19 protein-coding genes and 1 tRNA gene are annotated in these 21882 nt (G+C 65.0%); 6 read left to right on the top strand and 14 right to left on the bottom strand.

The features are described from left to right. Positions 1 to 14 precede the first annotated feature (14 nt). The 5 genes from KAK11_RS17420 to KAK11_RS17400 all read left to right on the top strand — a co-directional run bounded on the left by KAK11_RS17420 (position 15) and on the right by KAK11_RS17400 (position 4620). Complete coding sequence (locus tag KAK11_RS17420; RefSeq protein ID WP_210810555.1) at positions 15 to 1022, top strand: class 1 fructose-bisphosphatase; 1008 nt, start codon at positions 15 to 17, stop codon at positions 1020 to 1022. Between the two features lie 48 nt (positions 1023 to 1070). Beyond that, positions 1071 to 1146: transfer RNA gene (locus KAK11_RS17415), tRNA-Thr, on the top strand. Positions 1147 to 1341: 195 nt separating this feature from the next. Further along, positions 1342 to 3237 carry a DUF1631 family protein gene (locus tag KAK11_RS17410; protein ID WP_210810554.1) on the top strand — a complete coding sequence of 632 codons (1896 nt, stop codon included), beginning with the start codon at positions 1342 to 1344 and terminating at the stop codon, positions 3235 to 3237. Between the two features lie 51 nt (positions 3238 to 3288). After that, positions 3289 to 3756, top strand: coding sequence for a hypothetical protein (locus tag KAK11_RS17405; RefSeq protein ID WP_210810553.1), 468 nt, complete (start codon positions 3289 to 3291; stop codon positions 3754 to 3756). Then, the gene (locus tag KAK11_RS17400) at positions 3757 to 4620 is read left to right on the top strand and encodes a DUF2145 domain-containing protein (protein ID WP_210810552.1); all 864 of its coding nucleotides are present in this window, start codon (positions 3757 to 3759) and stop codon (positions 4618 to 4620) included. Between the two features lie 6 nt (positions 4621 to 4626). Here KAK11_RS17400 and KAK11_RS17395 read toward each other — a convergent pair whose 3' ends face one another. The 6 genes from KAK11_RS17395 to KAK11_RS17370 all read right to left on the bottom strand — a co-directional run bounded on the left by KAK11_RS17395 (position 4627) and on the right by KAK11_RS17370 (position 10013). After that, positions 4627 to 5220, bottom strand: a complete 594-nt coding sequence (locus KAK11_RS17395) for a nitroreductase family protein (RefSeq protein ID WP_246499112.1) — start codon at positions 5218 to 5220, stop codon at positions 4627 to 4629. A gap of 1 nt (position 5221) precedes the next feature. Next, positions 5222 to 5641: an acyl-CoA thioesterase gene (locus KAK11_RS17390; RefSeq protein WP_210810551.1), complete on the bottom strand. Its 420-nt coding sequence runs from the start codon at positions 5639 to 5641 to the stop codon at positions 5222 to 5224. 2 nt (positions 5642 to 5643) lie between these two features. Then, complete coding sequence (locus KAK11_RS17385; RefSeq protein WP_210810550.1) at positions 5644 to 6318, bottom strand: YceH family protein; 675 nt, start codon at positions 6316 to 6318, stop codon at positions 5644 to 5646. 52 nt (positions 6319 to 6370) lie between these two features. After that, positions 6371 to 7153 (bottom strand): SDR family oxidoreductase, encoded by a 783-nt coding sequence (locus KAK11_RS17380; RefSeq protein ID WP_210810549.1) that lies wholly within the window; start codon positions 7151 to 7153, stop codon positions 6371 to 6373. A 164-nt stretch (positions 7154 to 7317) separates the two neighbouring features. Next, complete coding sequence (locus tag KAK11_RS17375; protein ID WP_210810548.1) at positions 7318 to 9474, bottom strand: putative bifunctional diguanylate cyclase/phosphodiesterase; 2157 nt, start codon at positions 9472 to 9474, stop codon at positions 7318 to 7320. Then, positions 9471 to 10013: a heme NO-binding domain-containing protein gene (locus KAK11_RS17370; RefSeq protein WP_210810547.1), complete on the bottom strand. Its 543-nt coding sequence runs from the start codon at positions 10011 to 10013 to the stop codon at positions 9471 to 9473. Before KAK11_RS17370 ends, KAK11_RS17375 begins: the two co-directional genes overlap by 4 nt. A gap of 236 nt (positions 10014 to 10249) precedes the next feature. Here KAK11_RS17370 and KAK11_RS17365 point away from each other — a divergent pair, with 236 nt between their 5' ends. Continuing rightward, a complete protein-coding gene (locus KAK11_RS17365; RefSeq protein WP_210810546.1) occupies positions 10250 to 11935 on the top strand; it encodes an electron transfer flavoprotein-ubiquinone oxidoreductase in 1686 nt (561 codons plus the stop codon). Between the two features lie 25 nt (positions 11936 to 11960). Here the strand turns inward: KAK11_RS17365 and KAK11_RS17360 are convergent, their stop codons facing one another. The 8 genes from KAK11_RS17360 to KAK11_RS17325 form a co-directional block, all read right to left on the bottom strand. Continuing rightward, on the bottom strand, positions 11961 to 13304 hold the full coding sequence (locus KAK11_RS17360; RefSeq protein WP_210810545.1) for a sensor histidine kinase: 1344 nt from the start codon (positions 13302 to 13304) through the stop codon (positions 11961 to 11963). Positions 13305 to 13319: 15 nt separating this feature from the next. Next, positions 13320 to 14804, bottom strand: coding sequence for a nickel-dependent hydrogenase large subunit (locus tag KAK11_RS17355; protein WP_210810544.1), 1485 nt, complete (start codon positions 14802 to 14804; stop codon positions 13320 to 13322). 502 nt (positions 14805 to 15306) lie between these two features. Next, positions 15307 to 16305 carry an NADH-quinone oxidoreductase subunit B family protein gene (locus tag KAK11_RS17350; RefSeq protein ID WP_375140699.1) on the bottom strand — a complete coding sequence of 333 codons (999 nt, stop codon included), beginning with the start codon at positions 16303 to 16305 and terminating at the stop codon, positions 15307 to 15309. After that, the gene (locus KAK11_RS17345; RefSeq protein WP_310737826.1) at positions 16305 to 17780 is read right to left on the bottom strand and encodes a sigma-54-dependent transcriptional regulator; all 1476 of its coding nucleotides are present in this window, start codon (positions 17778 to 17780) and stop codon (positions 16305 to 16307) included. Before KAK11_RS17345 ends, KAK11_RS17350 begins: the two co-directional genes overlap by 1 nt. A gap of 48 nt (positions 17781 to 17828) precedes the next feature. After that, entirely contained in the window at positions 17829 to 18887 is a 1059-nt protein-coding gene (gene hypE, locus KAK11_RS17340) for a hydrogenase expression/formation protein HypE (protein WP_210810543.1), read from the bottom strand. 421 nt (positions 18888 to 19308) lie between these two features. Continuing rightward, entirely contained in the window at positions 19309 to 20460 is a 1152-nt protein-coding gene (gene hypD / locus KAK11_RS17335; protein ID WP_210810542.1) for a hydrogenase formation protein HypD, read from the bottom strand. Beyond that, on the bottom strand, positions 20457 to 20696 hold the full coding sequence (locus KAK11_RS17330) for a HypC/HybG/HupF family hydrogenase formation chaperone (protein WP_210810541.1): 240 nt from the start codon (positions 20694 to 20696) through the stop codon (positions 20457 to 20459). The genes hypD and KAK11_RS17330 overlap by 4 nt, the downstream gene beginning before the upstream one ends. A gap of 3 nt (positions 20697 to 20699) precedes the next feature. Beyond that, positions 20700 to 21881, bottom strand: coding sequence for a Kae1-like domain-containing protein (locus KAK11_RS17325; protein ID WP_210810828.1), 1182 nt, complete (start codon positions 21879 to 21881; stop codon positions 20700 to 20702). Position 21882: the final 1 nt, after the last annotated feature.

Genomic DNA, 21882 nt, shown 5'->3' with positions numbered 1-21882 from the left:
ACGAGGACTTTGAGATGACCAAACGAATCAGCTTGACCCAGTATCTGGTCGAGCAGCAACGCGAACACGGCCACATCCCGGCCCAGTTGCGCCTGCTCATCGAGGTGGTGGCCCGCGCTTGCAAGCGCATTGCCATCTCCGTCAACAAGGGCGAGCTCGGCGACGTGCTGGGCAGCGCTGGCTCTGAGAACGTGCAGGGCGAAGTCCAGAAAAAGCTGGACGTGATCAGCAATGAAGTGCTGATCGAAGCCAATGAGTGGGGCGGCCATTTGGCGGCCATGGCCTCCGAGGAAATGGACTCCATCCATGTGGTGCCCAACCGCTATCCGCAAGGTGAGTTCCTCTTGCTGTTCGACCCCCTCGATGGCTCATCCAACATCGATGTGAACGTGTCGATTGGCACCATCTTCTCGGTGCTGCGCAAGGTCAACAACCAGCGTGGCGTCAGCGAAGAGGACTTCCTGCAGCCCGGCAAGCAGCAAGCGGCGGCGGGCTATTGCATCTATGGCCCGCAAACCACCCTGGTGCTGACCGTGGGCGACGGCGTGGCCATGTTCACCCTGGACCGCGAGATGGGCTCTTGGGTCTTGACCCAAGAGAATGTGCAAATCCCTGAGGACACGAAAGAGTTCGCCATCAATATGTCGAACATGCGCCACTGGGATGCCCCGGTCAAGCGCTATATCGACGAGTGCCTGGCCGGCAAAGAAGGCCCGCGCGGCAAGGACTTCAATATGCGCTGGGTGGCCTCGATGGTGGCCGATGTGCACCGCATCCTGACCCGTGGCGGCATCTTCATGTACCCCTGGGACAAGCGCGACCCGGACAAGCCCGGCAAGCTGCGCCTGCTCTATGAAGCCAACCCCATGGGCTTTGTGGTGGAGCAAGCCGGCGGCATGGTGAGCAACGGCCGCCAGCGCATCATGGACATCCAGCCTACCAAGCTGCACGAGCGCGTCAGCGTGATCCTGGGCTCCAAGAACGAAGTCCAACGCGTCCACGACTACCACCAGGACGTCTAAGCACCTGCTGATTCAGCCGCACCTTCTGCTATGATGCGCGGCTTCCAAGCCGGTGTAGCTCAGTTGGTAGAGCAGCTCATTCGTAATGAGAAGGTCGGGGGTTCGACTCCTCTCTCCGGCACCACACACTCCGTACAAAGCCCAGTTCGCAAGACTGGGCTTTGTTGCTTCTGCGAAACCCCGAAGCGAGGTGTGAAAAATGGCCGGGCCTGTGTCACGCGGCTGCGCCTCTTGGCCGAGCTGCGCCGCTGGTGGCGAGCGTGGCGCGCCACAATCTCCAGGCTCATCATTTCAGCAGTAGACCCCACCCACGGCAGCCATGCGTCCCGAATCCGTCAACGTGCCTTCATTTGTGGATTGGCTGCAGCGCTGCCGCAGTGACGCAGCGGAGCTGGTGCAACGTGCTTTGCGCGCCGCAGGCTTGCAGCACCAAGCCGGCCTGCGAGAGGCTTGGCTGATGAAGCTGGAGCGCGCCTTGAGCAGGCCCGCAGACGCCAGCCCACCCGCGCGCAATGGCCTGCCCAGTGGCCTGATGCTGATGTCGGAGGCCGAGGTCAACGAAAGCGTGATCGTCAAGCGCTTGGTGCAAGACATGCAGACCGCCGCCGACTGGCTGCTCTTGGACATTCAGACGCGTGGCGAGCCCCTGTGGCGAACGGAACTGGCCGAGGGCCAATGGCCGCATGTCGCCTTGCTGCACCCCGGCCTGCTGGCGGACACCTTGTGCCAAGCCTTGCGCGCCTCGGTCAGCGTGCCGCAGCGCCGCTTGGATGTGCTGTCCCAATTGGCCACGCCATTGACCCGCTTGCTCAACCCTCTTTATGAGCGACAGCTGGAATGGCTGGAGTTGCAAGGGGTCAGCCGGGTGGTCAGCGTGCCCACGCAAGACACCGCAGACCTGCAGCGCGCGCCTGCCAACCCCGCACAGCCCGCCGTCGGCATCTCGGCCACCCAGGTGCCGGCTTTGCTGGCCCGCATGGCCGAGCAAGCCGGCCTGGACAGTGGCATGAAGCAGTTGATGGTGGACCTGGCTTTGGCGCTGCAGCGCAGTGTCGAGGCTCACCCAGAGATGCTGGCCGATGAGCAAGGCGTGACTTGGCGCTTGGTGGAGCGCCTGGTGGCGCTGGGGCAGTTGTACCCGCTGCACAAGCCAGGCAAGCTGCCACTGGAGCAACGCATGGCGCCGCTGATCGAGCGTTTGCAGCGCTCCAAGCTACCACCCAAGGACAGCGCCTATCAACGCGTGCTGGACCATGTCGAGCAAATGCACTTGGCGGCTTTGAAGGCTGCGGCCGACGCGCAGCGCCAGCCCGAAGCGCAACTGGACGTCGAAGTGCGGCGCGACGAGTTGGAGCCCTTGGTGCTGTTCCAAATGATGGACCGTTTGAAGGGCCTGACCCCGGCCCCCGAGGTCCGTCAATTCCTGCTGGGGCCCTGGGTGCAGGTCTTGGCCCGAGTCGGTGCGGCCGAGGGTGTCGACAGCCCCGCAACGCAGCGCTGGACGGCGCTGGTGGATGCACTGATCGACAGTGGCACCCCGGTTGTGGGCCAAGCCTTCACGCCGGCCGTGCTGGAGGCGTGGCTGGCGGAAGTCCGCGAAGGGCTCCAGGCTGGAGCCCACACGCCTGAGCAAATCAGCAGCATTGAAGCCACGTTGCGGGACGTGCTGCACATCGAGCCGGGGCCCGAGCCCCTGCCAGAAGAGGCACTGGCCAGCGAAGCCAGCCCTGTGCTGTCTGAACCTCCCAGCGCGGCCACTGCGGAGCCATCGCCTGCCACGCCGCCCACGCCTGAAGCGGCGGCCGCTCAGCCCGAGAGCCCGGCCGTTGCGCCCCACGCCGAGCCTGCGCCTGCAGGGTCCGATGACATTCTGTCGTCGCGCTGGGCCCACCACTCCGAGTTGGAGACGGTGCCCCAAGTGTGGCAAGACGACCCACCGGACAGCCCTGGCCGCTTGGCCTGCGCAGCGTGGATGAACGGCCTGGCGGCGGGACAGATGTGTCGCATCTTCATGCAAGGCCGCTGGACCAGTGCGCGCCTCGATTGGGTCAGCGACCGCCAGCGCTTTTACTCTTTTTCTCGCCCCGGCAACACGCCCTTCACCGCCAGCCGCCGCGTGCTCGAACGCATGCGGACCGAGGGGCTGATCACCACCATAGCGCCAGGCCAGTGGCTACGCGCCGCAGCAAAATCTCTGCCCTTGGCGCTGGACTAAGGCCTGCTTGAGCAAGAATAGGGCAACGAGCCACTCTCAGGACAAGCCTTCATGACTCTCCACTCTTCACGTCACCACCTCCTGGCGATGCTGGCCGCTTCGGCCATGACCTTGGGGATGAGCAGTGCCCAAGCCTCTGACTCTGGCGCGTCCTCAGCGTCCAGCGCGGCCTCCAAGGGGCTGGGCAGCCTGTCGGATTCGCTGGAAGCCTCCAGCAACAGCTCGTCCGGCAAAGAGCGCATGGCCCAAGGCCGCTATCAAATCATCGACGTGGCCACGGTGCCGGGCGCTGACGGCCGGGTGCAAGTGGCGCTGCAGATCAACCAAGACGCCCCCGTCTTGCTGAAGCTGCCCCAGCACATTGCCCAGCAAGCCGGCTTGGCGCGTGGCGTCTGGGTGGACGTGCAACACCGTGACTTTGGCCTGACCTTTGCCGTCGCCCAAGCCCGTGAGCCTTTCTTCCTGGTCTTGGATGACGCTTGGCAGCGTGAGCTGGACAGCCGCCCTGTTGTGATCTGAATGCGCGCCGCGAGCAGCGCGCTCTTGGCCCTGGCGGTCCTGGCTGCCCTGCCCGCTCAGGCGTCCATGCGCTTTTGCGGCTTACCGCCAGACCGCTCGGTCGCCCAAGAGGAGCGGCTGCTCCTGCTCACGGCCGCCGTGAAGGCGGAATTGCAGCGCGAGGGTGCCCCAGTGGCACTGGTATCGCGTTCTGGGCTCAATCTGGGGCGCTTTGGCCTGCGCTATACCCATGCGGGCTGGAGCCTGCGCGAAGGCGCGGACCTGCCCTGGGCGGTGCGCCAGCTCTACTTTGACTGCGACGAACAGTTTCCTCGTCTCTTCGATCAGGGCTTAACGGGCTTTGTGAGGGGTGTTGATGACCCCGAACTGGCCTTCATCTCCGTGGTGTGGCTGCCGCAAGGCCCAGCTCAGGCCCTGGCTGCGGCTGCGGCCGACAAAGCCCGCGCGCTGAGCCTGCAAAGCGGCCGCTACAGCGCCAATGCCTACGCGTTTTCCACGCGCTCACAAAACTGCAATCAATGGGCTTTAGAGCTACTGGCCCACGCCGTAGCCGCCCCCAGCGCGCAGCCCCCGCGCCTCGCCGCGCAGGCCTGGTTGCGCGAGGCGGGCTACGAGCCCAGCGTGGTGAATGTCGGCGCTTGGTGGGGCCTGTCCGCACTCAGCCCCTGGCTGCATAACGACGAGCATCCGCTGCTGCAGCCCGACCAGCCGCGCTACAGCGTCAGTACCCCCGAAAGCCTGGAGGCTTTCATTCATCAACGATGGCCCGAGGCGCAGCGCATGGAGTTGTGCGTCGGTCCGCACGGCGTGCAGGTGGCGCGCGGCTGGGCCGCCCTGAATGCGCGCTGCGAGCCGCAGTCCTGAGCGTCCTCAGACCCAGCGCACGAAATCGTCAACGTCGGGCCGCTGACGCGGCGTCTTATGCCGCGTGGGCGTGCCCAAGCTGACGAAGCACAGCGCATGCTCGCCTGGGGCGATGTCGAAAGCCTGCCGCAAGGCCTCGCTGCTCAAAGCGCGGCCGCTGGACAAGCCGCTGGCAAAGCCCCGGGCCTGCGCCGCCAACAGCAGGTTTTGCACGGCGCTGCCCAGCGAGAACACCCGCTCCATGGGCGGCACATCGGCGTGTTCGGCGCGCAAGTCCACCACCGCCAAAATCAGCACCGGGCCTCTGAAAGCCTTTTGCCTCGCCTCGCTGAGTTGGTAGTCCAAAGCCGCAGGGTCGCGTTCCAACAAGGCTTGGGCAAACACCTCGGATAGCCGCGCCCGTGCCGCCGGCCCCAAGACCAAAAAGCGCCAGGGCCGTAACTGCGCATGGTCGGGCGCAGCCGCAGCGGCTGTGAACAGCGCCCGCAGCGTGGCCTCGTCCGGCGCTGGCTCACCCAGGTGCTTGGGGCCAATGTGTTGGCGGCTGCGAATCCAGGTGTCGCAGAGGTCAACCAGGGCCGCGTCGTCGCTCAGGTTCATCTCAGCTGACCAAGGCCCGCAGCCAGTCGGGCATGGGGGCTGATTTGCCGCTGGGGAAATCCATCCACACCGTCGTGGCCCCGCCCTCAGCGTAGATCACACCCGGCTGGTCCACCCGCTCCAGCGTGATGAAGGTGTCAAAGCTGCTGCGCCCAGGGTTGGCCACGTAATGCCGGGCCAGCACATCGCCGGGGTATTCCAACTGCTTGAGAAAGTTGCAAAACGCATTCACGATGACAGGGCCTTCGCCGCTGGGGTCCGGCGGGCCGCCCACCTGGCGCAGCCACTCCACCCGCACAATCTCAAGATAGCGGAAGTAGATGGTGTTGTTGACATGGCCCATCGCGTCCATATCGCCCCAGCGAATGGGGATGGTCATCTCGAAGCTCAGCTTCTTCGCTTCGGGCAGCTCAAAGCGCATGCTCAAGCCTCCGTGCTGGGGCTGATACCCAAAGCCTGCTGCAAGGCCAAGACCTCGGCCCGCAAGGCCTGCATTTCGCCGGACAAGCGCGCCACCTCGGCCTTGAGCACACTCAACTCGCCCGCGGAGACCGACTCCCCAGTGGCGGTGGCTCCGCTGCTCACCGCCAACAACTCTGGCGCAGGCTCGCCGCACAGCAAATGCGCCCAGCGCGCCTCGCGCGCCCCAGGGGCGCGCGGCAGCTTGACCACGCGGGCGGGCTCCTTGCTGCTCAATTCATCGAGGAAGGCCTCGACCGAGGAGACATCGGCAAACTTGTGCAGGCGCTCTGAGTTCAGTCGCAACTCAGCGGCCGTTTGCGGCCCGCGCAACATCAGCGTGGTCAGCAAGGCCACCGACTGGCTGGGCACGCCCAGGCCGCGCGGGGCGTTGTGCTCATAGCGGGAGACGCGGCTGCCCGAGACCTCCACCACCAAGTGAAGCTGCTTGAGGCCGTCCAAGGCCACGATCACGTCGGACTCCGAGGCCTCCATCACCGGCGTGCGGGCCGTCTTTTGGTTGCAGCCGGCCACCAGGGCGTTGAGCGAGAGCGGGTAGGTATCAGGGACGGTGTGGTGCTTCTCCACCAGCACCGCCAGGACGCGCGCCTCCAGAGGCGTCAATGCACGCAAGGTCATGGTCAGACTCGATCTTCAAAGCCATCAAGATGGCTTTGATTATCAAGCCACCTCAGACCCCAAAGCCGTCGTCGGCTTGAATCACTGCGCCATTGATGAAATGGCTTTCGTTGGCACACAGCATCAGCAAGGCAGTGTCCAGATCTTTGGGCTGGCCCACGCGTTTGCGCGGCAGCATCTGCACCAGCTTTTGCCCACCCTCAGTGTCCCAATGGTGGTGGTTGATCTCGGTGTCGATATAGCCCGGGCAGATGGCATTCACATTGATGCCATAGCGGCCCCATTCCAAGGCCATGGCGCGTGTCATGTGGACCACCGCCGCCTTGCTCATGGCATAGACGCCAATCTGGCTCAACACGCGCAGGCCGGCCATGGAGGCGATGTTCACGATCCGCCCGCCGGTGAAGGTGCCGGGCGCTGCGCCGCGCGAGCGGGCAATCATGCGCTTGGCCACTTCTTGGGCCACAAAGAAAGCACCGCGGGTGTTGGTGTCCATCACAAAGTCGTAATCGTCGGGGCTCACATCCGTCAACTTTTGGGTGGTGCTCACGCCAGAGTTGTTGATCAGGATGTCCAAGGTGCCGGTTTCGGTCTCGGCATGGGCCACGGCTGACTTGATGCTAGCCACATCAGTGACATCCAAATGCACCACATGAGCATCACCGCCGGCCGATTCAATCTCGGCCCGCAAGGTCTTGAGCCGCTCGGTGCGGCGCCCGGCCAGCACCACGGCTGCGCCGGCTTGGGCCAGGGTTAACGCAAATTGAGTTCCCAGGCCGCTGGAAGCGCCCGTCACCAGGGCCACGCGGCCCGACAGATCAATGGAATAGCTCATGACAATGGGGCTCTTGAAGGAGCATGAAAGATTCGGGGGAGCAGCACGACCCCAGCGGATCGGTGTTGCCTCTGACAGCTCAGCTGTTGGGCAACCATATCACGCGGCCCGGTCCCGAAAGCCTCAAGCAAGGCCTTCAATCGACCCCTGAAGCCCGGCTCGGCTCAGTCCGTTGGGCCTTCACCGGCCAGTTGGGCCAGCCATTGGTCGATGGGCATGGGGCGGGCAAACAAATAACCCTGGAATTCATCCACCCCCAGATCGCGCAGCATCTCGAACTGCGCCCAGGTTTCAACGCCCTCGGCCACGGTCTTCAGGCCCAAGCCACGGCAGATCTGCAGCGTGCCTTTGATGACCTCGCTGGCCGCGTTGTCCGAGGTGATGTCGCGCACAAAGGCGCGGTCGATCTTGACCTTTTGCACCGGCTGCTTGAGCAAATAGCTCAGCGAGGAGTAGCCGGTGCCGAAGTCATCCAAGGCCAAGGTGAAGCCGTGGTTGCGCAAGCGGCGCAGCAGGGGCAACACCGAGGCGTCGGCCAAGGCGGATTCCGTCAGCTCCAGCTCCAACTGTGCGGGCTTGATGCCAAAGCGCTCACAAGCATGCAGCGCCATGCGCTCAAACGCCATGTTGTGGAGCTGGCGCGGAGAGAGGTTGACGGCAATGTGCAAGCGCAGCCCTTTGGCCGCAATGTCTTGGGCCAAGCGACCCGCACACAACAAGGCCTGGCGGCCAAGCAATTCAATGGCCCCCGACTGCTCGGCCAGGGGAATGAACTCCACCGGCGAGATCGCTCCAAACTCGCGGGTGGTCCAGCGCACCAGCAGTTCAGCGCCAGTGACCTTACCCTCGCGGTCGACTTTGGGCTGGGCCTCAAAGGTGAAGGCGCTGCGCTCGGCGTCGACCCGCAATTGGCTCAGCAAGCGCACCCGCCGCAGCGAGTCTTGGTCGATGGAGGGCTCATAAATCTGCAGCCGGTTCTTGCCTTGGGCTTTGGCCGCATACATGGCGGAGTCGGCCTTGCGCAGCAAGCCCGCTGCATCGGTGTCATGCAGCGGGAACTGCGCCGCGCCCATGCTGGGGCTGATCACCAACTCATGCCCTTCGCCCAGGGTCAGAGGCTCGGCCAAGCCGGCCATCAGCAGTTGGGCGCCTTCGCGGACCGCGATGTCGTCACTGCCTGGGGGGAACACCGCCACAAATTCATCGCCGCCCCAGCGGCCGACAAAGGCGCCGGGCAAGGCTCGCACCAAACGCTGCGACACCTGCCGCAGCACGTCGTCACCGGCTTTGTGGCCATAGGAGTCATTGACGCCTTTGAAGCCATCCAAGTCCATGAACAGCACCACAAAGGGCTCTGCTCCTTCTTGGCTCACGCACTCGGCCAAATGTTGCTCCAGCGCCGCGCGGTTGGGCAGGCCGGTCAGGGTGTCGTTGAGCGCCAGCCGCTCCAGCCGAGAAGCCACCATGTGGCGCTCGCTGATGTCGTGCATGGCCACGATGTAGCAGCGCCCTTGGCCCGCCAAGGCTTGCACGGGTGTCACGCTCACCTCGACCGGCACGTCGTTGTCGCGGCCCTTGAGCACGCGCTCGGCCCGCCAGCCGCCGCGTGCAGCGCCGGCCTTGTCGATCTCAACACGGTCCAGAATCGACTGCCCCTGTAGAGCGGTGGCCTCGGCGTCGATCATTTGGATCAAGGAGTCATTGACCTCGACGATGCGCCAGCGCTCATCGACCACGGCCAGCGCGTCATGCGTGCTGGCAAAAGCCTGAGCCATCAGGTTGAGAGATTGCTCCGAGGCCCGCTGATTGGTGATGTCTTTGACGGTGCCCGCAATGCGCATGGGCAGGCCTTCGTCGTCCCGCTCAATGGCGCGGCCTCGCACGCGCACCCAGCGCCAGCCCTCCACCGTTTGAAAGCGGCAGGCCATGTCCATGTCTTCCCGCGCGCCAGCCCAATGCAGGCGGCTGGCCAAGAGCACGGATTCGCGGTCATCGGGATGCACGCGAGCGGCCAATGCGCGGATCTCGTAATCCGCCTCGGCGACAGAGTCTGCGCCCAAGCGCAGGCCCATGACATGCACGGCGGCTTCGCCACTGGACCAATCCCAGATGCCTTCACCGCTGCCCCACAGGGCCATCTGCAAGCGGTGCTCTGTCTGCCGCGCCCTCTGCAAGGCTGCGAAGAGCTCTTGGCTCTTCTCCATCAACAGGTTTTCAGCCTGCTTGCGCGCCGCCCGCTCACGGTCCAGACGCCGCTTCATCACCTCGACCGGGTCGGCCGAGGTGTGTGCGTCGAGCAGACCTGGCTGGGTATGCATCATGCAGCCGCGCGCTCCAAGGTGATCAAGGTCCCGGTTTGCCCTTGGTCGTCTTGCCAGGCTTGGGTTTGAACGGTGCAAGCCTCGCCATAGTGCTCGGCCGCGCCTTCCAACAGGCCGACCGCCAACTCATGCAGACCGCGAGGGGATTGGTAGAGCACCGTCATGCGCTCAGGGCTGCGGTCTTGCACGGTAAATCGCGGCAAGGTGGCCTCGCTGTAGAGCTTGTGGACTTCGACATGGATGTGGCCGTCGATGCGAGCCACCAGATCGAAAAGACTGTGTGCCCCTTGGAACATCTTGGGATGAACTTGGGTGAAACGCAGCAACAAATGCCGCCCGAATGCTTTGACCAGGTCTGGCACCGGGATGCCGGTGCGCCCTGACAGCGCCACCACCATGGCGACCAACTCGGCGTGATCGTAGTAGCCAACCGCGGTGTAGGCCCCATCATGGCCAGGAGAGGCGTCGCAAAGGATGGCGTCCGCCACGTCGGGGCCAAAGCCCTCCTCCACCATCTCCAAGAACTCGGTGAACACCATTCCTAACATGCGGCAGCCTCGCTGATGACAGTCTGACCCCAAACATCCTAGTTCAGCTGCCGTTGCTCGATCCGGGGAACATCGACACTATCGCTGGGCAGATTAGAGATGGAAAGGGGGTTTCACAAAATAGCACGATCGTTCTTTTTATAGGGAACTGCCGCTAGAATCGGCGCCAATTCTGGGTGCATGCCTGCACCTGCCCCACTTTGACTCTCTCTGCCCAGGACATTGACATGACCTCTGCCGACCTCTTGGCCCAATTTGGCCCCCGTGAGTCCATGGAATACGACGTGGTCATTGTGGGCGGTGGCCCTGCCGGTTTGGCCACGGCCATCCGTCTGAAGCAGATCGCCGCCGACAAAGGCCAGGAGATCAATGTCGTGGTGCTGGAAAAGGGCTCCGAGCCCGGCGCCCACATTCTCTCGGGTGCCGTGATGGACCCCCGCGCCCTCACCGAACTGTTCCCCGATTGGAAAGAGCGCGGCGCGCCGCTGAACCAGCCTGTCACCGGCGACGACCTGCTGGTGCTGAACGAAACCGGCAGCAGCCGCACGCCGGACTGGCTGATGCCCCGCAACTTCCACAACCACGGCTGCTATGTGATCAGCCTGGGCGCGGTGACCAAGTGGCTGGCCGAGCAGGCCGAAAGCCTGGGCGTGGAGATCTTCCCCGGCTTTACCGCCGCCGAAGTGCTGTTTGACGAGAAAGACCGGGTGCGGGGCGTGGCCACCGGCAATCTGGGCATTGGCAAAGATGGCGAGCCGCACGAAGGCTTCCAGCTGGGCATGGAGCTGCTGGGCAAGTACACCGTGTTTGCCGAGGGCGCCCGCGGCCACCTGGGCAAGCAGTTGATCGCCCGCTATGGCCTGAATGCCGAGCGCGACGCCCAGACCCATGCCATCGGCATCAAGGAGCTGTGGGAGATCCCCGCCGACAAAGCCCAGCCGGGCCGCGTGGTGCACACCGCCGGCTGGCCCATGAACGACGACACCTTTGGCGGCGGTTTCCTCTACCACCTGGAAGGCAACAAGGTCACCCTGGGCTTTGTGATCGGCCTGGATTACAGCAACCCATGGCTCTCGCCTTTTGAAGAGCTGCAGCGCTGGAAGACCCACCCGGCCATCCGCAGCCACATTGAAGGCGGCAAGCGCATCAGCTACGGCGCACGCGCCCTGAACAACGGCACCCCGCAAGCCTTGCCCAAGCTGGTCTTCCCCGGTGGCGCCTTGGTCGGCTGCGATGCGGGCTTCTTGAACGCGGCGCGCATCAAAGGCAGCCATGCGGCACTCAAGAGCGGCATGCTCTGTGCGGAGGCCCTGGCCGAAGCCTTGGCCGCCGGCCGCAGCCAAGACGAGCTGGCCGCCTTCCCCGAGAAATTCCAAGCCAGCTGGCTGCATGAAGAGCTGTGGACCTACCGCAACTTCAAGAACTGGTTCAAGAAGGGCCCGCTGGTGGGCAAGCTGATGACCGGTATCGAGCATTGGTTCTTGCCCAAGGTGGGTGTGGCCACACCGCCCTGGACCACGCACAACCTGGTGCCTGACCACGTCAAGCTGCTGCCGGCTGACCAGTGCCCCAAGATCGACTATCCCAAGCCCGATGGGGTGTTGACCTTTGATCGGCTCTCCTCGGTGTTCATCAGCAACACCAACCATGAAGAGAACCAACCGGCCCACCTGACGCTCAAAGACGCCTCGGTGCCGGTGACCACCAACCTGGCCCGCTTTGCCGGCCCGGAGAGCCGCTACTGCCCAGCCGGGGTCTATGAGTTCGTGAAGAACGACGACGGCTCAGACCGATTGCAGATCAATGCGCAAAACTGCGTGCACTGCAAGACCTGCGACATCAAGGACCCGACCCAAAACATCATCTGGGTCACGCCCGAAGGCGGCGGTGGGCCGAACTACGCCGGCATGTAAGGCCGCCTGAGGCGCTTGAAGGCCCTCAGGCCAGCGGCAACTCCAGCGTGAAGACCGCGCCCCCCAAGGCGTGGTTGGCGGCGTGCAGGCGGCCGCCATGTTGCTCGACGATGCCGTAGGAGATGGACAGGCCCAGGCCTGTGCCCTTGCCCACCGGCTTGGTCGTGAAAAAGGGGTCGAAGATGCGGGTCAGGTCGGCCTCGGCAATGCCGGGCCCGCTGTCGCGCAGGGTCACGCGCACCCAGCCCGCTGTGACCTCACAGCCAATCCACAGCGCCGGCAAGGCGCCTTGGCGCTGCGAGGCCGCGTCATAGGCGTTTTGCACCAGGTTCATCAGCACCTGTAGCAACTGCCCGGCACTACCCAGCACCTGGGCGTCAGGCCCCGGCTGCCAGTGCACGTCAAAGGCCGGTGCCGTGCCCTTTTTGACCCAATGCACGGCGCGCTCAATCACGCCGTTCATGTCGACCAGGCCGCGCTCTTCGCGGTCCACGGCCGAGAAGCGCTTCAAGCCATTGACGATGTCGGCCGTCCGCTGCGCACCTTCCAGCGTGCCCTCCATCAGGGATGGCAAGTCGGCCAGCAGGTGGTCGATGCGCAGCTTGGCGCGCAAAGCCGCGCGCTCGGCGGCAGGCTCGTCCGCATGCACCGCAGCCAAGTACTGGCGCAGGCGCTCGGTGTAGCGCTGCAGCGCATGCACATTGCCCAGCACAAAGCTGATGGGGTTGTTCAGCTCATGCGCCACACCGGCCACAAGCCGGCCCAGTGAGGCCATTTTTTCGGAGTGCAGCAGTTGCTGCTGGGTCAGCTTGAGGGCCTCGTGCGCCTCACGCAGTTGGTGATAAGCGCGTTTGATCTCGCCCATAGGGCGGCCCACAAACACCATGCCCACGCGCCGGCCTTGGCCGTCGAGGCGCGGCGTGCAATTGAAGTCCACCGGCACGCGCTGGCCTTGGGCATCCAGCAGCTCAACATCGACCGTGGTGCCGCTGCGCTGCAAAGCCGGGGTGGAGAGCACATGCCGCAGCCGGGCTGCACTGCTGTCGTCGGCCGTCAGTTGGCTCAGCACCATGCCGCGCAGTTGGGCGTCGCTGCGGCCCACCAGCTCACACAGCGCCGCATTGGTCTCTTCGATTTGGCCGCTCTCGTTGCACGCGGCCAGCACATCGCTCATCGCCGTCAGCAGGCTGAAGATGAACTGCTGCGACTGCTCCAGCTCGGCGTTTTTTTGCTCGAGCTTGATTTCATCGGCCACCAGCTGCGAATAGACCTCGTCCATCTTGTGGATCACGTCCATCCAGGTGGATTCGTCCACGCCCTCCATCTCAGGGCTGGGCGGAATGGCGGCAAGCGGGCTGGGGCGTGGCATCAAACACTCACTCTGTCAGTGCACCGTGCAGACCATGCAAGGGTCGAACGAGCGGACGATGTGCTGCACCGCCACCGGCGTGGTCTCACCGGGTTGCACCGGCGCGCCCACCAAGGCCGCCTCCAGCGCGCCCGGCTGGCCCGCTGCATCTCGGCCGGAGAAATTCCAACTGGTGGGGGCGATGATTTGGTAGTGGCTGAGCTTGCCCCCACGCACCTGCAGCCAATGCCCCAAGGCCCCGCGCGCCGCCTCGGTGCTGCCCATGCCTTGGGCCTCGTCGGGCAGCGCATCGGGCACGAAAAAGGGCTCTTTGGGCGTGAGGGCCGCGAGCCACTGCTCCAGCAGGGGCAGCACCCGCGCCAGCTCGACCAGCCGCGCCAGCACGCGGGTGTAGACGGTGCCACCGCAGCGCGCCACCGCGTCGCGGATCAAGGGCTGGCCGCTGGTCAACTGGCGCGCGATGGCCCCGGTCTCGATGACCTCACCGCCCAGCCGCGGTGCCTTATTCCAGGTGTAGGCGCCAGGTTTATCCGCCTGCGGGCGGGTGTGGCCTTTGGTGGGGTGCAGCGCACCGCCAGCGTCATCCAACCAAGCGTAGGTGGCGTCCTCAGAAATGCGGGCCATGTCCACCGCTTCCAGCCCCACGCCCGCGCGCCACAGCCCCGGCGCCAGTGCATGGCTGCCGTCAGGCTGGCGGTAGGCGCCCACGCTGAGGTAGCGGCCGGGCCCCGCACCCAGGCGGTCCAGCCCCAGGTCGGCCGAAATTGTGAGCCACAGGCGCAGATCACCCCGCTCAGGCGCTTGGGCATGCCACGCTTGCAGCTCGGCCTCGCTGTGCAAGCTGGTGACTTCTTCCAGCGGTGCCGCGAACAAAGTGCCTTCCAAAAAGGCACGAAACTCCCGCACTTTGGCCAGAAGGCGGATGCGCTCTGCCGCATCAATGGCCCGTGAGCTGCCGCCGGGCAGCACGCTTTGGGTGTGCGGCCATTTGCCGCCCAAGGTGCCCATGAGCGTGAACCAGCGCTGGCGCGCAGCCACCGCCGCACGCGCGTGCACGCCACCACCGCCCGCCCCGCTGCCCAGGGCTGCGAAGCGCCGCTGGACTTCAGCAAACCAGGGCCGCTGGGCATAGACCTCGCGGCTGAAGTCGGGCATGAAGAACAGGTAAAAATGAGCCAGATGGTCGGCCAGGTTTTCGCAGGCCAGCATCAGGTTGGTGGCGTGCAGCCCGTTGGGCGGCGGGCTCACCCCCGCCGCATCGGCCAAGGCCCGCGCCGCTGCCACCGACTGCGACACCGAGCAGATGCCGCAGATGCGCGGCACGATGACCAACGCATCATGCGGGTCGCGCCCCGGCAAGATGTTCTCAAAACCCCGGTACATGGTGGCCGTGACCCGCGCCTCGGTCACCTGCCCATCGCGGACGTCCAGTTGCACCTCCAAATCACCTTCCACGCGATTGAAAGGGCCGACGAGGAGGCGGGTGTTGGTGGTGTTCATCTGGTAGATCTGATCTGATGGGCCTGCATAGCGCTCTGCATCGAGAACGCGCCGCCTGGCCGAGTCCGCTCATGTCCTCCGCCAGTGCTTGACAGCACTGTCTCCCCCTTTACTTCGCTACCTCGGCCAGGCACCACGTTCTCTTCGGTGCGTAGGTAGCCTTTGAGAGACGAACTCAAAGCCCGAGCCAGACCAACTTGATGACTCGATTGATCTTGCAGGCCCCGTCGCGTCAATTTGGGCAAGCGATGCAGCGCTGCTGCGCTGAGCCGAAGGTTGGGGTGCTCTGCAGAGCGAAGTAAAGGAGGAGACACGGGCGTCAGCCCGTGGCGGAGGACATGAGCGGCGCAGAGTACCCCAGCCCTCGGCGAACGATTCGCTCCAAAACCATGAAACACATGCCTGACCATCGCAACCAGCACACAAAACCACGGCCAACTCTGCACGCCACGGCCATTAACCACACTCCACGGCATCCGAAAAGGACCGACCATAGGCCTCTTCATTTCAACCTCGTCCGCCGCACCACCGGCGCCACCACCACATGGTCCGACGTGGCGTTTTCTTTCACGCGTTTGGGGGTCGCGCTCTTGGACAAAGACGCCAAAGCCACAAACCAGGCCTTGGGCATGTCGGTGGGCAGGCCGATGGGAATGCCGGCCAGCTTGGGCGTGGCGTGAAACGCATGACCGGGGTCTTGAAAACCTGGCTCAGTGCAACTGATACAGGCATAGCCGCCGCGCGTGCAAGAGCCCTCGCCGTTCCACAACCGGGTGTTGCAATCGGCATGCGCCTGCGTGCCCTTGCAGCCCATATGCTCCATCAAACAGCCCATGTCTGAAGGCTGCTCGGCGCTGGCCTTGAACTCATAAAACTCATTGCGCGTGCAACCGTGGTGCACCAGTTGATCAGCATAAAAGCGCGGGCGGTTCAAAGGATCCAAGTCCGCCTCGCTGAACAAGCCCGCCGCCAGCGCCATCAAAGCATCCGTCACCCAGGCCGGATGCGTGGGGCAGCCGGCAATGTTGATCACCGGCAAGCCGCCGCGTGCCCGAAAGCCCGCGCCCAAGAGGCCGCCCACGCGGTCGTCCTCGTACTGCAGGCCACAGGCTTCCACTTCGTTGGCGCCAGCGGCGGTGATGCCGCCCCAGGCGGCACAAGAACCCACCGCCACCACATGCGTAGCGACCTGAGCCAGACGACGCACCCAATCGATCATGGGCAGGCCGGTGCCCGCGAGCAGGTGGAAGCGGCCGGTGCCCTGCGGGCCGCGCAAGAGCGAGCCCTCGACACACAGCACATCCAGAGGCTGTGCGCCGCTGAGGCAATCCTCCAGCACGCGGGTCACCTGGCTGCCTGAGGCCAAGGACAGCGACGGGTGCCACAGCAGGTTCAAGCCCGCCTGGCGCCACTGGCCTTCAAAGTCGGCCGTGTCGGCATTCAGCAGCGACATGCTGCAGCCCCCGCACCCGCCAGATTGAAGCCACAGCACGTTCATCATCAGGCCTCATCCAATCCGAAGCGCTGCATCTTGGCGCGCAAGCCCACGCGCGATAAATCCAGCTCGGCCGCAGCCCTTGTCTTGTTACCCTGATGGCGGGCCAAGACCTCGCGCAGCACCATGGCCTCGACAGCGTCCAGGCGCTCAGCCAGCGTGCCCTTGCGCGGCAGGCTGGCCAGCTCGGGCGCGCTCGGTTTGGCCAACGATGCCGCCTCACCACAGCGCAGGCGGGGCGAAAACGCTTGCGGGCGCAGCGCCACATCGTCCGACAGCGCCACAGCGCGTGCGATCTCGTTGCGCAGCTCGCGGATATTGCCTGGCCAGGCATAGGCCGACAGGCAGCTCAGGGCCTCCGGCGTGAAGTGCACCTCCGGCCGACCCAACTCCTGCGCCACGTGGCGCAAGACATGCTGGGCAATCACCGCAATGTCGTCAGCCCGCTCGCGCAGAGCCGGCATGTGCAGGGTGGTGCCGGCAATGCGGTAGTACAAGTCTTCACGGAAGCGACCGGCCTTGACCTCGTCTTCCAAGGTGCGGTGGGTGGCGGCCAGCACGCGCACATCCACGGGCACGGCGCGGGTGGAGCCCACCGGGCGCAACTCGCCCTCTTGCAGCACGCGCAAGAGCTTGACCTGAAAGGCCGGCGAGGTCTCGCCGATTTCGTCCAAAAACACCGTGCCGCCATGGGCGCGTTGGAACAAGCCGATGTGGTCTTCATAGGCGCCGGTGAAGGCGCCGCGCTTGTGGCCAAACAGCTCGCTCTCCAAGAGCGTGTCGGGTATGGCCGCACAGTTCTCCATCACAAAGGGGCCACTCTGGCGCGGGCTCGCATAGTGAATGGCCCGCGCCAACAGCTCTTTGCCGGTGCCCGATTCACCCAGCACCAACACCGGCAGGTCATAGCGCGCCAGCCGCGCTGCCATGGCGCACACGCCTTCCATGGGGCTGCCGGGGGCACGGATGATGCGCTCGAAACCGAAGACCGCCTGGGCCTCGTTCAAGCGCTGCGCGCGGCGAGCCTTGAGCAAGGGCGCGCCGGTGCGCAGCTCCAGCTCCAAGCGGCTCAGGCCCTGCTGCAAAGTGCGCGCTTCAACGGCAGTTCGCACCGTGGCCAGCAGATGGTCCGGCACCCAGGGCTTGAGGATGTATTGGTAGATGCCGGCCTCGTTGATGCCGGTGATGATGTCTTCGCTGTCGGTATAGCCCGAGATGACGATGCGCACCGTGTCGGGCCAGCGCTCGCGCACCTCTTTGAGGAAGTCCACGCCCATCTGTCCAGGCATGCGTTGGTCGCACAGGATCACCGCCACTTCTTGGCGGGTCAGCCATTCGCGCGCCTCGTCGGCACTGCTGGCGGTGAGGATGCGAAAGTCCTCATCCAGCGTGCGGCGCATCGCGTCTTGCGAGCGGACTTCATCGTCCACCAGCAAGACCACGGGCAGGTCATCAGGGCTCAAAGGGTGCGGTGCGTTCACAAGTGGTACTGCGAAAGGGCTTGTTCGGCGTGGCCTGAAGTGTAGGGGTCAACAGATGCGCGGCAAAGGCTCACCGCTGAGCCAATCCACCACGCGGCGCCCCCCAAAGGCGGTGTTCATCTGCACAAACCGGTGGGGGTCTTCGGTGACCACCCCGATCCGCGCCGCGGCCTTGCCCCGCTCATGCGCTTGGAGGGCCGCCAAGGCGGCCTCGGCATGGGCCGCATCGACCACCGCGATGAGCTTGCCTTCATTGGCCATGTAGAGCGGGTCCAGCCCAAGGAGCTCGCAGGCCGCATCCACCTGGGGCAAGATGGGAATGGCAGACTCCTCGAGCATCATGCCCACGCTGGATTGCCGCGCGATTTCGTTGAGCGTGGTCGCCAGGCCGCCACGCGTGGGGTCACGCAGGGTGCGCACCGCGCCCTCGGGCACAGCGGCCAGCAGCGCCGCCACCAGAGTGTGCAACGCGGCGGAATCCGACTCAATGGCCGTCTCAAACTCCAGGGACTCTCGTTTAGAGAGCACGGCCACGCCATGTTCGCCCATGGTGCCCGATACGAGAATCACGTCACCCACCTGCGCCAGGCTGCCGCTGAGGCGCCGGCCCGCAGGCACGGCGCCCACGCCCGTGGTGCTGATGAACACGCCATCGCCCTTGCCTTGCTCCACCACTTTGGTGTCGCCCGTCACCACCGGCACGCCAGCGGCACGCGCTGCTGCGGCCATGCTGTGGACGATGCGTTGCAGGTCGGCCAGCGCAAAGCCTTCTTCGAGGATGAAGCTGGCCGAAAGATAGAGCGGCGTGGCCCCCATCATGGCCACATCGTTGACGGTGCCGTGCACGGCCAAGCTGCCGATGTCGCCGCCCGGAAAGAACAAGGGGCTGATCACGTGGCCATCGGTGGCCATCACCAGCTCATGCCCTGTGGGCAGCGCCGGCATCCGCGCCCCATCATCGCCTTGGCGAAGAAACTCGTTGTCAAACGCGCGGGCGAACAGCTCGCTGATGAGTTGTGCACTGGCCCGGCCGCCTGCGCCGTGGTTCATATCCACCCTCCCGTTCTTGAAGTCGAGGGGGCGGATGTAGTCTTTTTTGATGCTCATATCGTGTCACTCACCTACTTAAAACCTACTGCAACCAAGGATGCGAGCCAAGCGCTTGGGGCAACCGTCTCCGCTCATGTCCTCCGCCGTCGGCTACGCCGCCGTCTCCCCCTTTACTTCGCTGCGCCGGTCACCCCAACCACTTGGCAGCGTTGCGTCGTCGTACTCCGGCCCATAAGGTCCCGCCTCCCCACCAAGCGATTCACGGGTCGCATGGCAACTTCCTTGTGCGCCGCAGGAAGCCATCCTCTCGAATGAACAGGGCGCTGGGGGGCGCTGCGCAGTGAGGTAAAGGAGGAGCCAGCGCCGTAAGGCGTTGGCGGGGGACAGGAACGGAGCAGCGCCCCCCAGTGGCCTGTTCCTGCACAAGCATCAGCATGCGCACGCTAAAACACGGCGCTAGGTTCGTCATGCCTAGACCTCAAGATGCCACCGTCTCCACCACCATCGGAATATCCCGAAACCGCCCATAGGAGTAATGCGCCGCACACGCCCCCTCGGAGGACACCATGCACGAGCCCATCGGGTTCTCGGGCGTGCAGACCGTGCCGAAGAGCTTGCAATCCGTGGGCCGCTTCACCCCGCGCAAAATGGCGCCGCATTCGCATTGCTTGTGGTCAGGCACTGGCGTGTAGGTCAGGTCGAACTTCAACTCGGCGTCAAACGCTGCGTAAGCCGGGCGGATGCGCAAGGCGCTGTCGGGCACCACGCCCAAACCCCGCCACTCAAAACTTTCGCGGTGCTCAAACACCTCCGCCACCACCGCTTGAGCGGCACGGTTGCCCTCTGGTGTTACAGCGCGGGTGAACTCGTTCTCCACCTCGGCGCGGCCTTCATTGACCTGAGCCACCAACATGCGGATGGCCTGCATCACATCCAGCGGCTCAAATCCTGCAATCACCACCGGCTTGCGATAGCCCACCGCAAACGGCACATAAGGGGCCGAGCCGATGACGATGCTGACATGGGCCGGGCCGACGAAGCCATCCAAGGGCACCGTGCCCCACTGCGCCACTTCGGGGCTGTTGAGAATGTGGGTGACAGCGGCCGGGGTCAGCACATGGTTGGCCAAGACGCTGAAGTTCTTCACCTGCGCGCGGGCGGCCTCACGGATCACCAAGGCCGTGGGCGGCGTGGTGGTCTCAAAGCCAATGGCCAAAAACACCACCTCGCGCAACGGGTTGTCTTGCGCCAGCTTCAGCGCGTCGGCGGCGGAGTAGACCATGCGCACATCGGCGCCCCGGGCCTTGGCCTTCATCAGTGACAGGCTTTGCGAGGCCGGCACCCGCATCACATCGCCATAGGTGCACAGCATCACGCCGCGCTCCAGGGCCAAGGCAATGGCCTGATCGACCCTGCCGATGGGCAACACACACACGGGGCAGCCGGGACCGTGGATCATGCGCACCTGTGGCGGCAGCAGCTCGGCAATGCCGTAGCGCGAAATGGCATGGGTGTGGCCGCCGCAAAACTCCATGAAGTTGTAGCGGCGCTCGGGCTGGACCTCGCGGGCCAGGGCCTCGGCCATCTGGCGGGCCAAGTCACCATCGCGGAACTCGCTGATGTACTTCATCCCAGCGCTCCTTCAGCCGGCACCGCCGAGAGTTGCGCAAACAGGGCCAAGGTGCGAGCCGCCTCTTCAGCGTCAATCTGGCCAATGGCATGGCCCACATGGACGATGACGTAGTCGTCCACCGCCACGCCGGGGGTCAGGGCGATGTTGATGGACTTGCGCACGCCGCCCAGGTCCACAACAGCGTGATCGGCATCGCTCAAGGCGACGATGCGTGCGGGCAGAGCAAGACACATGGGTCAGACTTCCAATTCAAGCAAAGAAGGAGGCGGTGCAGCCGGGGCTGGCCGGTGAAGCGCATGGGCGGCCGCCCAGGCTTGGCCCAGCGCCAGCCCAGCGTCGCCGCAAGAAAACTGTTGGGGCTGCCATACCTTCAAGCCCTGGCCCGCCAAAGCCGTGTGCAGCTCCGCACACAGCAGGCGATTGAAAAAGCAGCCCCCGGCCAGGGCCAGTTGCGTGGCCCCCGTCTGCCGCGCCGCAGCGAGGGCGGCCCGGGCCAAGCCCTGGGCCAAGGCACTATGAAAGTGTGCGGCAGCTTCAGCCTTTGCCTCAGTCTGCGCGGCCTGCCGGGCCTGGGTCAACATCGGCACCAGGGCTCGCAAATCGGGCATGCCGTTCGCCATTGGCAGATCGGGCCACAGCGCTTCAGGATGTTGCGCGCGCCACGCCGTGGCCAACGCCTCCAAAGCCATGGCGGCCTCGGCCTCTTGGCTTTGGCGCACGCTCAGGCCCAGCAGGCCCGCCGCCGCGTCAAACCAGCGGCCCGCCGCGGTGGTGGGCGGGCAGTTCAGGCCGCGTGCCAACATCTGGCTCAGCAGCCGCACAGCGGGCTCACCCACCGCAGGCGCCAGCAGCGAGATGATGTCTGCGCTTCGGCCAGAGGCTTGCATCGCGGCCGCAGCCATGCGCCAAGGCTCACGCGCAGCCACATCGCCACCGGGCAATGCGAGTGTGGGCAGATGGCCAAGGCGTTGCCAAGCCGCGCCGCCGTCTTGCAGCAGCAAGAGTTCCCCTCCCCAAGCCGTGCCGTCATCGCCCAGGCCCACACCGTCCAGGGCCAAGCCCAGCAGCGGGCCACGCAAGCCATGCTCGGCTTGCACCGCCGCGATGTGGGCTTGATGGTGCTGCACAGCGATCGCGGGCACGCCCCACTCTGCGGCCAAGGCCTGGGCCAGGCGGGTCGATTCGAAATCAGGGTGCAGGTCGTGAGCCACCGCCTCAATGGGGCCATCGGCCGCTTGCCGCAGGGCTTGGGCAGAGGCCCAGAGTGCCTCGCAGGCCGCAGGCTCGCCCAAGTCACCATGCACGGGCGAGCACCACAGCGCCTCGCCCTGCACCAAGCAGGCGCTGTTCTTCAGGTAAGCGCCCAGGGCCAACACCCGCGCGGGCGCGGGCCGCGGCAGGCGGCGTGGCTGCAGCATC

This window comes from Ideonella paludis, assembly GCF_018069865.1.
Classification (GTDB): Bacteria; Pseudomonadota; Gammaproteobacteria; order Burkholderiales; family Burkholderiaceae_C; genus Ideonella; species Ideonella paludis.
The sequence above is the reverse complement of the archived record's forward strand: the minus strand, read 5'-3'. Positions and strand labels throughout refer to the sequence as shown.

Coding starts and splice junctions, on each gene's coding strand:
- KAK11_RS17395 (WP_246499112.1), bottom strand. CDS start 5,220: ATGAACCTGAGCGACGACGCGGCCCTGGTTGACCTCTGCGACACCTGG.
- KAK11_RS17400 (WP_210810552.1), top strand. CDS start 3,757: ATGCGCGCCGCGAGCAGCGCGCTCTTGGCCCTGGCGGTCCTGGCTGCC.
- KAK11_RS17405 (WP_210810553.1), top strand. CDS start 3,289: ATGACTCTCCACTCTTCACGTCACCACCTCCTGGCGATGCTGGCCGCT.
- KAK11_RS17360 (WP_210810545.1), bottom strand. CDS start 13,304: ATGCCACGCCCCAGCCCGCTTGCCGCCATTCCGCCCAGCCCTGAGATG.
- hypE (WP_210810543.1), bottom strand. CDS start 18,887: ATGAGCATCAAAAAAGACTACATCCGCCCCCTCGACTTCAAGAACGGG.
- KAK11_RS17355 (WP_210810544.1), bottom strand. CDS start 14,804: ATGAACACCACCAACACCCGCCTCCTCGTCGGCCCTTTCAATCGCGTG.
- KAK11_RS17420 (WP_210810555.1), top strand. CDS start 15: ATGACCAAACGAATCAGCTTGACCCAGTATCTGGTCGAGCAGCAACGC.
- KAK11_RS17375 (WP_210810548.1), bottom strand. CDS start 9,474: ATGATGCATACCCAGCCAGGTCTGCTCGACGCACACACCTCGGCCGAC.
- KAK11_RS17410 (WP_210810554.1), top strand. CDS start 1,342: ATGCGTCCCGAATCCGTCAACGTGCCTTCATTTGTGGATTGGCTGCAG.
- KAK11_RS17365 (WP_210810546.1), top strand. CDS start 10,250: ATGACCTCTGCCGACCTCTTGGCCCAATTTGGCCCCCGTGAGTCCATG.
- KAK11_RS17350 (WP_375140699.1), bottom strand. CDS start 16,305: ATGATGAACGTGCTGTGGCTTCAATCTGGCGGGTGCGGGGGCTGCAGC.
- KAK11_RS17385 (WP_210810550.1), bottom strand. CDS start 6,318: ATGACCTTGCGTGCATTGACGCCTCTGGAGGCGCGCGTCCTGGCGGTG.
- hypD (WP_210810542.1), bottom strand. CDS start 20,460: ATGAAGTACATCAGCGAGTTCCGCGATGGTGACTTGGCCCGCCAGATG.
- KAK11_RS17325 (WP_210810828.1), bottom strand. CDS start 21,881: ATGCTGCAGCCACGCCGCCTGCCGCGGCCCGCGCCCGCGCGGGTGTTG.
- KAK11_RS17330 (WP_210810541.1), bottom strand. CDS start 20,696: ATGTGTCTTGCTCTGCCCGCACGCATCGTCGCCTTGAGCGATGCCGAT.
- KAK11_RS17390 (WP_210810551.1), bottom strand. CDS start 5,641: ATGCGCTTTGAGCTGCCCGAAGCGAAGAAGCTGAGCTTCGAGATGACC.
- KAK11_RS17370 (WP_210810547.1), bottom strand. CDS start 10,013: ATGGTGTTCACCGAGTTCTTGGAGATGGTGGAGGAGGGCTTTGGCCCC.
- KAK11_RS17380 (WP_210810549.1), bottom strand. CDS start 7,153: ATGAGCTATTCCATTGATCTGTCGGGCCGCGTGGCCCTGGTGACGGGC.